The organism is Novosphingobium naphthalenivorans NBRC 102051 (assembly GCF_001590985.1).
GTDB lineage: Bacteria > Pseudomonadota > Alphaproteobacteria > Sphingomonadales > Sphingomonadaceae > Novosphingobium > Novosphingobium naphthalenivorans.
This window is the reverse complement of the sequence record NZ_BCTX01000021.1, coordinates 54,578-65,615: the sequence shown is the minus strand read 5'-3', so window position 1 is coordinate 65,615 and position 11,038 is coordinate 54,578. Positions and strand designations below refer to the sequence as shown.

Below are 11,038 nucleotides of genomic sequence, written 5' to 3'. Positions count from 1 at the left end.
CGCGCATGCGATCCGCCGATCCTGCGTTCAGGGCTCGCAGGCCTGTAGGCGCCATTCCTCACCCGCACTGCCGATTGGGGCGATTGGCGCACAAGCAGTTCGGAATTGGCGCCCAAAATTTGGCGGGCGCGCGAGACACCCGTGCTTGAATCAGCCCAGCCCGCCGTGTGAGATCGCCGGAAAATGACAGATCAACAGCAGGTTCGATGCGTAGCTGTCAACGCCGGTTGGATTCCAGGCCAGCGGGGCGGAGTAAAAGCAGGCGGGGATAACGATATACAAAGGGCCCCGATCGGGGCCCTTTGTATATCGTTGGCGGCCTTTCCCGGTCAGGTTGTCGTGATCTCGCCGGTGTCGGGATCGACGATTTCGGTAATGGCCTGGTTTTGCTCCGCCCTGGCGGCGGCGCGGCGGCGGCCGGCGGATTCCTTGAGATGATAGCTGTCACCATTCATGGTCAGGATGCTGACGTGATGGGTGAGCCGGTCGAGCAGCGCGCCGGTCAACCGCTCGCCCCTCAGCACCTGTGTCCAGTCCTCGAACGGCAGGTTGGAGGTGACGATGGTCGAGCCGCGCTCGTAGCGCTGCGAGAAGGTTTCGAACAGGAGTTCGGCGCCGGTCGGCGACAGCGGTACATAGCCGAGTTCGTCGACGATCAGCAGCTTCACCGCCTGCAGGTCGCGCTGCAGCTTGAGCAGGCGCCGCTCGTCGCGCGCTTCCATCAACTGGTTGACCAGCGACGCTGCGGTGGTGAAGGCAACGGTGAACCCCTTCTGGCAGGCCGCCAGCCCCAGGGCGAGCGCGACATGGGTCTTGCCGGTGCCGCTGTTGCCCAGCGCGATGATGTTTTCCCGACGCAGGATATACTCGGAGCGTGCCAGCTCGAGCACGAGCATCTTGTTGAGGCTGGGGATGGCGGCAAAGTCGAACGTGTCGAAGCTCTTCACCGCCGGGAACCGCGCCGCCCGGATGCGCCGCTCGACCGTTCGACGCTCGCGGTCGATCAGCTCGAGCTCGATGAGCCGGAGCAGATAACGGGGATGGTCGATGCCGCCCTGCGCGCATTCGCGCGCTACTTTCTCATACTCGCGTAGCACCGTCGGCAGCTTCAGCTGCTTGAGATGATGGGTAAGCAGGACTTGGGGCGTGCCGCTCATCGTCCCGATCGGCATCGTGTCGCCGGTCATGCCGCCAGGCCCGGAACGAGCGCCGCATAATCGGCGGCCGCAGTCGTCTTCACCGTTGCCTTCACCACCGTGTAGCCGCCGGCAAAACCATGCTCGTCACGCAGCCGCTCAAAAATCCGCTTCGCGGTATGCCGCTGCTTCACCAGCCCATCTCGGTCGGCTTCCAATATGGCGTCGATCACCGGCAGCAGAGGCCCCAGCTTCGGCTTCTCCACCGGCTTCGTCCGCGTGTAACCCGGCGGCAACGAAAACCGGCACATCTTCAATACCGTCTCGCGGCTCAGCCCGAAAACCCGCGCCGCCTCGCGCCGGCTCCTGCCTTCGATGAATACGAAACGACGAACGGCAGCGTAGACTTCCACGACGAACATCCCCGGCCCCCCCAAAAGGAGCAGCCTATCCATTGGCTGGCTTTTATACCGCCACGCTCAGCAATATGCCGGCGTTCCAGTGGCTGGTTTTGTCACCGCCCTGCACACGTAGCCGTCGCGGGCAAGGCGGCGGCAAGATGTCGGTATCAAGCAAAGCGCAGGAGTCGGTCGCTTGGGCCTGCGCCTGTCGGGCGGACTGCTTCGACCGCTTGGAGCCGGCGCGGTCGTCATTGCGCCGCTGAAGATTACCGGTTGATCGGGATATCTTGATTGATCGATACGACTGCTGCAGAGACGGGCGGAACTATCGACGTCCCGCTCCTGCCTATCCTGTGCAGATCGAGAGAAAGGCGATGATTCTGGCGGATTTGGCGCATCTCAGCGCCTACAGCTAGTAACCCGGTCGATGACGGCCCAGATCGTCGCTTGGGACTTGTTGGCCGCTACGGTCTATGCAGACCGCCTAGATGGCAATGGTGGCAGCACTCGCCCTGGAAGGACAGTCCCATCGAATGGTCTGCGCAACTTCTATCTCCCGCGCCGATCTTTATGCAGCAAGTCTGCACGGCCTTTATCTTGCGAGGAAGGACGCATGAGCCGCCGACTGTCAGCCGATGGCCCGTGCTAAAGTTAGGAAGCGAGCTTCAGGAATATCTCGAGTTCGTGACCACCTTCGCCGCCAAGTGCGGCATCACGGGCTCGCTGAAGCCACTCGGCCGACTGGCTGCTGGCCGGCAGCGCAAGGAAACTCGCGCGGATTGCGGTGTAGCTGCGCAGCCCGTGTTCGAAGGTACTGCTGTAACCCTTGATGAGACGCTGGCATCGCACCCATTCCAGGGCAAGCCGACGCTCTCGCCGAGCGAGGTCTGCGGTAATCCGAAGCCAGTCTTCGATTCGCTCGCTTTCTTCGTGGAAACGCAGCGACTTTCGCCGAATGCGGCGGAAAGCTGCAATCGTGCGTAGCATCAGATAACCGTGCAGGCTCGTGGTATTGATATAACGGCCCTTCTGGAAGAACCGGTCTAGGAACCGCGACAGAGACCGCGACTTCAGGATGGATCGACCGATCAAGGCAGGAAGTGTGTCGCAAATCTCCTGAAGGCGAGGATGCATGAACTCTGTCACCGAAAGCAGTTGTCCGTCGGCGGCACCAACCTCCGATCGAACCCGAGCCAAGCGGCTTGCCCGTGTTTTGAGATCTGCGACACGGATCGTGTCTTCGTAACTCATCCAGAGCGCAAGGTGACGCGCTACTTCGTTGGTGAGTTCCCACGGCGCAGCATCGAGTGCCGCGAGCGCGACGAGGCGGTCCAGATATACACCCGCGTACGCCGCGTCCTGGTAATCGGTAAGTCGCTCCACCCCGTGCAAGGCGTGAGTCCAGACAGCCTCCGGCAGGCATTGACCAACCCGATCCTGAAGAGCTCGACCCGCAATAGTCGTGGGAATAGGTAGCGGATGCTCGGTCTCGGTCGGCATCTCGACGCTGCCTTGCGCAGCGCGGTAGCCTTCATCGAACCCGCGCATGTTGCTCGGGACTGCGATATCGCTCGCTTCGATCGCCTCCTCGAAATCTGCGCGCGCGAACGGGAGAGCGCCGCTGCCGGCGAGAGCGCCGAACATGACCGCGCTTATGACGCTTCCAGACCGGTAGGTGGCGGCCTCCATGTCAAAGCCCACGAAGCGCTTGGCGCGCCTACCCGCTGCCTCGACGATCTTGTCGCTGTTGCCGCGCCCATCGCCCATCGCCATCTTTTCGGAGATGGCATAGACGCGGTGAGTCGATCCGATCAGCGTCGTTCTGTCAGCGGTGGAGAATCCGCGTAGCATGGCACGGCCCGCTTCCATGAGCTCGGACGCGATGACGATATCGACATCGCCTGGAACGGGCATCTGCGCCATCACGGGCATACGATCGCCGTCCATTTTGCCGAGTTCGACATAGTATACGGTGGATCCCGTACGTTGAGCGACACCCGGTACCGACGTCCCTTGCGCAAGCCAACCCTTGGCTCTCGCAACATGCTGGATCCAGTCAGCGAGGACCCCGCCACCCTGACCGCCGAGCGCCAGGATAGCGATACCGATGCGTCCGTGGTCTGTCGGCACCAACGCTTTTGATTTCGGCATATCGTTCATTAGTATGCCCTCGCTGAACGGGCGCGATCATCGCGCCGCTGAAGATAGCTGACGATCACTCTGGAAATCAGCCTGCGCGTTCGCTCCCAGCGCCCCGGATTGGAGACGATGCTGGCGCGGTAGAAGCTCGGGCAAAGGACTGCGGCGTGACTGACCTCTCCACACAGGCCGCAGCCCACGCAGCTGTTCTCGACGTGCGCCACGGGATCCTGTCGGAGAGGGTCGGGATTGGGCTTGATGGTCAGCGAGGGACAGCCCGAGAGCCGGATGCAGCTGTGATCACCAGTGCATGTATCTGGGTCGACGCCGAACCGCTCTCGAACGACTCGCTGGCCCGCGTTCAAAGCCTTGGACTGCTCTCGTTTCACACGACGTTGCTTGTTGAGCATGCACTCGGATTGTGCGACGATGATCTTCGGCCCCTTTTCCTCGCTCGTCATCGCCTCGCGAAGAGTGTCCCGCATCTGCTTGATGTCGTAGGTGCGCGACAGTGACCGTACCCATTTCGCGCCAATGCCGCGCACCGCCTGCTCGATGGGATGCTTGGTCGATCGCTCGGCGTTGTTAGCCTTCGATGACAGAATATCCTGCCCCCCGGTGGCGGCCGAATAACCGTTGTCGATGATGAGCGTGACGGTGTCGTCCTGATTGAAGACAGCATTGCCGACGCCCGAGGTCAGGCCGTTGTGCCAGAAGCCGCCGTCACCCATGACGGCGATGGCCCGCTTGTCTTTCGGCTTGAATGCCGATGCACCGGCCGTCCCAAGGCCGTATCCCATCGTCGTATTGCCAATGTCGAAGGGTGGGAGGACCGAGAAGACGTGACAGCCGATGTCCGCCGACACGTGGGCGGGACCGAGTTCGCGCTCGACGAGCTTCATAGCGGTGAAGATTGGTCGCTCGGGACATCCGGTGCAGAAGCCGGCGGGCCGCTGCGGTATCTGCGCGGCTACGGCAGCCTGCAGCGGTGCCTCCTCGTCTCGGTTGGAAGCCAGTTCGGGACGCCAATCGGCAAGAAACTTGCTAAGGCCTTTCCGTAGGACGTCGACGCCATACTCGCCCGAGCGGGGTAGCAGGTCCTTTCCGCAAACTCGCGCCTCCAGACCCGCGCGGCGGACGAGCGTGTTGAGCTCATGTTCGATGAATTCAGGCTGTCCTTCCTCGATGATCAGGACCGCCTTCTTGTTCCGACAGAAATCCGCCACTTCTTCTGGGATCAACGGGTAGGTGACATTAAGGCAGTAGATGGGAAGGCGGGAGGTTCCGTAGGCATCCGAAAGACCGTCCAGTTCCATTGCTCTTACGAGATTGTTGTAGAGACCGCCCTGGACGATGATGCCGATGTCCTCGACATCCGGCCCGAACCATTCGTTCAGCCGATTGTCGCGGACGAAATCGATACCCGCCGGCCAGCGCTTCTCGACCTTTTCGATCTCATGAAGGAAGTTGGCGGGCGGGAGCACGATTCGCTGCGTATCACGAACTGGCTTGGCCGCGGCATCCGCCACGGTGAAGGCCGGGCGGATATTGTTCTTCGCAACGAAGGAGCCAGTCATATGGCACGACCGCACGCGAAGCTGCAGCATTACCGGGGTGTTCGAGGCCTCCGACAGGCGGAATCCGTTCTCGACGGCCTCGACGATGCTCGGCAGATTAGGGCGGGGATCGAGAAGCCACATCTGTGACTTCATCGCAAAAGCGTGCGTGCGCTCCTGCATGATCGAGGAACCCTCGCCATAATCCTCGCCGACGATGATCAGCGCGCCGCCAGTTACGCCGCCCGACGAGACATTCGAAAGAGCGTCCGACGCTACGTTCGTGCCGACGACAGACTTCCAGGCGACGGCGCCACGCAGCGGATAATTCACCGAGGCGGCAAGCATCGCTGCGGCGGTAGCTTCAGAGGCACTTGCCTCGAAATGAACATCGAGGCTCTGGAGCAGGTTGTTTGCGTCCGCAAACACGTCCATAAGGTGACTGATGGGCGACCCTTGGTAGCCTCCGACATAGGCAACGCCCGACTGCAAGAGCGCCTTCGTGACGGCGAGAATGCCTTCACCCTCGAACACCTCCCCGGCACCCGCCGTGAGCTTCTTTACTTCAGACTTAAAACTACGCTCAGCCATTGCTGCCCTGTCCCGTCACTTGCGCCGACTTCGCATCGGTCGCATGGCATCCTTGCGATGCGCGCTGTCGCCATGCAGAATTGAGTCGCAACCGCCTCGCGCGGTTCGATGATATTGAATATTACGCAGAAAACTTGCATGTGCAAGTAATTTGTCTATGTGATTTTTGGAGATTAGGGTTGTCTCAGGATTTACGCCCGCTAGCGGACCCCGGTTCGGAAAATTTTCATGTCGAACTCTACCCCTTCTATCTGCTGAATCGCGCCGTCAGCCGTTACAACGTCCAGATCGAGGCGGTGCTGCGACCAATCGGCGTCGACATTCCGTCCTGGCGTGTTCTCATGATTCTCGCCCAGAAGGAGCCGCAGGCGATCACCCAGGTAGGACGGTCGGCCGTGATCAACCTGTCGACAATGATGCGCATCGTCGAGCGAATGCAGAAGAACGATCTCATAGTGGCGCGCACGAGTCCTGAAGACGGACGCGTCACTGAACTTCTTCTCACGGAAACCGGCAGAGAGAAGGTTGCTCTTTCGCGCAAGGCAACTGCCCCGACGTACCGCCGTCTGATCGAAGGTTTCTCCGCTGAAGACTTCTCCCGACTTCTGGACCTCCTGAATCGGCTCTACGACAATCTCGACTGACGCAAAGCCTCTCCACTTGCACGCCGGGCTAAATTGCTTTAGGCCTAAAGCAAATAGGAGATTGATATGCGCATTGCATGCTTGGGAGGCGGTCCCGCCGGGATATATTTCGCGATCTCGATGAAGCTGCGAAACCCAGATCACGAGATCGAGGTGTTCGAGCGGAATCGTAGCGGAGACACCTTTGGCTGGGGCGTGGTCTTCTCCGATCAGACGCTCGAGAATCTAATGGCCAACGATCCCGTCAGCGCAGCCACGATTGCAGCGAGCTTCGCACACTGGGACGACATCGAAGTAAGTGTGTCGGGCCGTTCGATCGTGTCCAGCGGACATGGTTTTATCGGAATTGGTCGCAAGCATTTGATGCAAATTCTGCAAGATCGGGCGCGCGAGCTCGGGGTCGTCATGTCATTTGAAACCGAATTCAATTCAGACCTCTCGCGCTTTAGCGACTACGATCTCATAATTGCCGCGGACGGCATAAACAGCCAAATCCGTACCGCCTTCCCTGAGAAGTTCGAGGCGGACATTCAGACGCGCCGCAACAAATTTTGCTGGCTCGGAACGAAAAAACTTTTCAATGCCTTCGGCTTCTTCTTCGAGCAAACTGAGGCTGGATGGATCTGGGCTCATGCCTATCGCTTTGATGAGACTCATTCGACCTTCATCGTCGAATGTTCGCCCGAGACCTGGAAAGGTCTTGGCCTGGACAGGATGGAGCAGGCCGAGTCTATCGCGACTTGCGAGCGCATTTTCGCCCGTTATCTGGATGGGCATTCGCTAATCACCAATGCAGCGCATCTTCGGGGTTCTGCAGCGTGGATTAATTTCCGCCGCGTAATCTGCAAGCAATGGTCATTCGACAATGTCGTGCTACTCGGGGACGCAGCTCACACAGCACATTTCTCCATCGGGTCGGGGACGAAGCTCGCATTCGAGGATGCAATAAAGCTCGCGCAGGTTCTCGACCGGCCTGGATTGGAAGACAAAACTGCGCTCGCCGTCGCTCTGGCTGAATATCAGACCGAGCGGCACGTAGAGGTTCTCAAGATTCAGAACAGCGCGCGTAATTCGACCGAATGGTTCGAAACCCTCGATCGCTATCTGGGGTTTGATCTGCCGCAATTTGCCTATTCGCTGATGACACGCAGCCAGCGGGTCAGCCACGAGAATCTGCGGCTGCGGGACAAGGCCTGGCTAGAGGGGGTCGAGCGCTGGTTCTGGAAAGGCAATGCGGACCGGGAGAAGCCGATCCAGCCGATGTTCACACCTTTCCAGTTGCGCGACCTCAGTCTTGCCAACCGCGTGGTAATGTCGCCCATGCTGACTTACTGCGCAGACGCTGCAGGCCAAGTGACGGATTTCCACCCCGTCCATTATGGCAGCCGCGCGCTCGGAGGCGCTGGCCTCATCATCACCGAGATGCTCGCCGTTGCCCCTGAGGGGCGAGTCAGTCCGGCATGTCCGGGTCTCTACTCCGATGAGCAGATTGCGGGCTGGCGCGCGATCAATGACTTCGTTCATGCGCACAGCGCTACCAAGATGTGTGCCCAGATCGGCCATGGCGGCGCACGCGCAGCATGCCGGGTCCCCGAAGAAGAATATGACATCCCGCTGGAGAATCCATGGCCCATCGTGTCGGCTTCACCTCTACCCTGGAAGCAGGGAGGACTCGTTCCGGAGGCGCTCGATGCTGCGGGGATGACGCGGATCCGGGATGCCTTCGTTGCTGCGACCCAGCGTTCCGACGCAGCCGGCTTCGACATGCTCGAGGTACAGGCCGGCCACGGCTTCCTGTTGTCGAGCTTCATCACGCCCGTGCTGAATCACCGCGACGACGCCTACGGTGGCTCGCTCGAAGCACGGCTGCGCTGGCCGCTCGAGATCCTGGAGGCGGTACGTGCGGCATGGCCCGAGCATAAGCCGATCGCTGTCAGGATCTCTGCGAACGATTGGGTGGGTGACGACGGGATCACGCCCACCGATGCAGTCGAGATCGCACGCCGGATGAAGGCGATAGGGGTCGATCTGATCGACGTTTCGGCAGGCGAGACTGCATCGGACGCACGGCCGGTCTATGGGCGTATGTTCCAGACGCCATTTGCCGACCAGATCCGTAATGAGGTGAACATGCCGGTGATTGCGGTCGGCAATATCTACGAGGCCGACCAGGTCAATTCGGCACTGATGGCCGGTCGGGCCGATCTCGTCGCACTCGGACGTCCACATCTTGCGGATTCGGCATGGACATTGCGCGCGGCAGCGCACGCTGACGATTGGACCCAGTTCGTGCCGCGACCATACAGGCTGGGACAAGAGCAGGCAGCGCGGAACGCCAAGATGCAGAGCGAGCTCGGGCGCGCCTGATCGTAGCCAATGATTATTCGACTTCTAGGATCATCGGGCGCGAACAGGTTTAGAGGACTGAAAATATATGAGCTTTGAAACCATTATTAAGGTGCGATTCGCACATGTCGACGCGGCCGGTATTGTTTTTTATCCGCGTTATTTCGAGATGCTGAATGCGGCAGTCGAAGACTGGTTTGAAGAAAAACTCGGCTTCGACTTCCGCACGATGCACAGGGAGCTTCGTCTCGGTGTCCCGACTGTCAAGTTGAATGTGAACTTCATTTCGCCGAGCGAGATCGGTGACGAACTCACGGTGATTATCACTCCGAGAAATGTCGGTCGGAGCAGTTGTGCCATCGACGTGCTTTTCACAGCAGATGGCCGAGACCGCCTCCGTGCCGAGATTGTGCTCGTTTGCATGGATCTTATTGCCAAACGGTCGACCGAGTGGCCAGAGGCGGTCCGCTCCAACCTTTTGGCAAATGGTTGTGACACGACTGCTTGATTTGGCCGGCGCCTTGCTGACGAGGCGAACCAGCCTTTCGCCGAACACGTTGCTCCATGTACGACGACCGCCTGTGCTGATCGACTGCGGTTGAGAGAAAGAGTTCCAATGAAAGGCGCTTTGTCCCTCGTCCGTTTTTTGAGCGATGCCACGGCCCGTGGTGAACGCTCTGCATTGGTGACGATCACTGATGTGATAGGACAGTCGGCCCGTTCGCCTGGAACACACATGGCCATCACGGAAAGCGGGGCATATCATGGATCCCTTTCCGGCGGCTGCGTCGAAGCCGCCGTTGTCGGTGAGGCGCTCCGCATCATTGCATCAGGCAGTCCCGAATGCCTGCGTCTGGGCGTCGGTTCGCCCTATATTGACATTCGCCTGCCCTGTGGCGGCGGCCTCGATTTGCTTATCGTGCCAGATCCGGCTCAGGAAAGCATCGAAACGGCTCGACGGATGCTTGAAAGGCGGATTCCGGTCGCACTCGTCATCGGCCGCGATGGGAGCCTTGCGACCGAGCAGTTGGGGGCTACTGGAACCGGCTGGCATGGAGATGAATTCGTAGCGCGCCACCATCCCGATCTGCGCCTCATGATCGTTGGCCATGGCACTGAGACCGATGCGCTCGCGAGACTTGCTTCGGCCTATGGCGCAGAGGTCGCGGTTTTTTCGCCCGACGCAGATATCATCGCGCGACTTGCAGACTCGGGGATGTCGGCCGCGCTGCTCAAGACGCCCGCTCGGTCCGACCTTCTGAGCACTGATGCCTTCACAGCCGTAGTGATGCTGTTTCACGATCACGATTGGGAACTGGACCTGATGGGGCAGGCGCTGGAGCAAGAGGCCTTGTTCATAGGCGCGATGGGCAGCCGGTCGACGCAGGCTCGACGATTGGATGCCCTGCGGTCGCGTGGCTTGTCCGACGCGATGCTTGCGCGACTCCATGGACCGATCGGCCTGATCCCGGCGACACGCGATCCCGACACGCTCGCGCTGTCCGTGCTGAGTCAGGTCGTTGAACTCTATCAATCGCAGATTTTGGCAGCCCCGTGATCCGAAAACGAAGCCTAACTGCCCGAGGCCGGATTGTGCTCTCTTCCATCTGAGCAGTCCGCCGGAAAGGTTCCGACATCTCCGACGCCAATCGGAACCACGAATATGGATCGTGGCCACTAATGAACGATCCAAGGCGGCCAGGAGGCCCCCTGTATCGGGCGCTCAGCCATCAGGCTTATCGTAGCCGCTTCACAAAAACGCTTGCACATGCAACTTTTTTGACGTATGAATTATGATAGCAATAACTAGAGGGGGTGATGCTTTCGGCTGGCAGCGGCAGATGATGTCCTTGCCGGAAATTTTAGGCTTCAGCAGAAACGTTTCGTGCGCTTTCGTTCTTCGGTCTCAAGTGCGGCACGCTAAATGACTGTCATGCTTCTTCGAATAATCCTGAAAATGTTGAATATTGCCATTCAGGAGTGTGAAGAAACTCAACGATGGCGCTCTGGTTCAGGTGAAGGGATCGCCAGATCTTCACTGTCCATGATCAAAGCATCTTCGCAAAATTTCAAAGCATAGCTGGTTCTAGTTCCGAACATCGGCCATAGCATACCGAAGAATATATTTTATGCATAAAGCACATTGATCTCTAAAGCTTAGCGCATCGCGCATTTCTAGCATTTGGCACAATGAAGCATGGGATGTTCACATGCCAAAATTATCG

The 11,038-nt window shown here is 59.4% G+C and carries 7 protein-coding genes and 1 pseudogene; 4 read left to right on the top strand and 4 right to left on the bottom strand.

What is annotated here, in order from left to right; genetic code table 11:
- Positions 1-329: 329 nt before the first annotated feature.
- The 4 genes and pseudogenes from istB to NN5_RS09025 form a co-directional block, all read right to left on the bottom strand.
- A complete protein-coding gene (gene istB, locus NN5_RS09040; protein WP_067733955.1) occupies positions 330-1,172 on the bottom strand; it encodes an IS21-like element helper ATPase IstB in 843 nt (280 codons plus the stop codon).
- A gap of 26 nt (positions 1,173-1,198) precedes the next feature.
- A pseudogene (locus tag NN5_RS09035) lies at positions 1,199-1,558 on the bottom strand (IS21 family transposase); the annotation flags it as partial.
- Between the two features lie 630 nt (positions 1,559-2,188).
- Complete coding sequence (locus NN5_RS09030; RefSeq protein WP_084384839.1) at positions 2,189-3,697, bottom strand: indolepyruvate oxidoreductase subunit beta family protein; 1,509 nt, start codon at positions 3,695-3,697, stop codon at positions 2,189-2,191.
- Complete coding sequence (locus NN5_RS09025) at positions 3,697-5,823, bottom strand: ferredoxin family protein (RefSeq protein WP_067733940.1); 2,127 nt, start codon at positions 5,821-5,823, stop codon at positions 3,697-3,699. Before NN5_RS09025 ends, NN5_RS09030 begins: the two co-directional genes overlap by 1 nt.
- Positions 5,824-5,903: 80 nt before the next feature.
- Between NN5_RS09025 and NN5_RS09020 the strand changes: the two genes are divergently transcribed.
- The 4 genes from NN5_RS09020 (at position 5,904) to NN5_RS09005 (ending at position 10,371) form a co-directional block, all read left to right on the top strand.
- Entirely contained in the window at positions 5,904-6,467 is a 564-nt protein-coding gene (locus NN5_RS09020) for a MarR family winged helix-turn-helix transcriptional regulator (protein WP_245656373.1), read from the top strand.
- 66 nt (positions 6,468-6,533) lie between these two features.
- Positions 6,534-8,834 carry a bifunctional salicylyl-CoA 5-hydroxylase/oxidoreductase gene (locus NN5_RS09015; protein WP_067733938.1) on the top strand — a complete coding sequence of 767 codons (2,301 nt, stop codon included), beginning with the start codon at positions 6,534-6,536 and terminating at the stop codon, positions 8,832-8,834.
- Between the two features lie 67 nt (positions 8,835-8,901).
- The gene (locus tag NN5_RS09010) at positions 8,902-9,321 is read left to right on the top strand and encodes an acyl-CoA thioesterase (protein ID WP_067733937.1); all 420 of its coding nucleotides are present in this window, start codon (positions 8,902-8,904) and stop codon (positions 9,319-9,321) included.
- 108 nt (positions 9,322-9,429) lie between these two features.
- A complete protein-coding gene (locus NN5_RS09005; protein ID WP_084384838.1) occupies positions 9,430-10,371 on the top strand; it encodes an XdhC family protein in 942 nt (313 codons plus the stop codon).
- The last annotated feature ends 667 nt before the right edge of the window (positions 10,372-11,038 follow it).

What these genes read in the sequence shown, in the direction of transcription:
- NN5_RS09030 (WP_084384839.1), bottom strand. Translation starts at nt 3,697, where the DNA reads ATGAACGATATGCCGAAATCAAAAGCGTTGGTGCCGACAGACCACGGA.
- NN5_RS09015 (WP_067733938.1), top strand. Translation starts at nt 6,534, where the DNA reads ATGCGCATTGCATGCTTGGGAGGCGGTCCCGCCGGGATATATTTCGCG.
- istB (WP_067733955.1), bottom strand. Translation starts at nt 1,172, where the DNA reads ATGCCGATCGGGACGATGAGCGGCACGCCCCAAGTCCTGCTTACCCAT.
- NN5_RS09005 (WP_084384838.1), top strand. Translation starts at nt 9,430, where the DNA reads ATGAAAGGCGCTTTGTCCCTCGTCCGTTTTTTGAGCGATGCCACGGCC.
- NN5_RS09010 (WP_067733937.1), top strand. Translation starts at nt 8,902, where the DNA reads ATGAGCTTTGAAACCATTATTAAGGTGCGATTCGCACATGTCGACGCG.
- NN5_RS09025 (WP_067733940.1), bottom strand. Translation starts at nt 5,823, where the DNA reads ATGGCTGAGCGTAGTTTTAAGTCTGAAGTAAAGAAGCTCACGGCGGGT.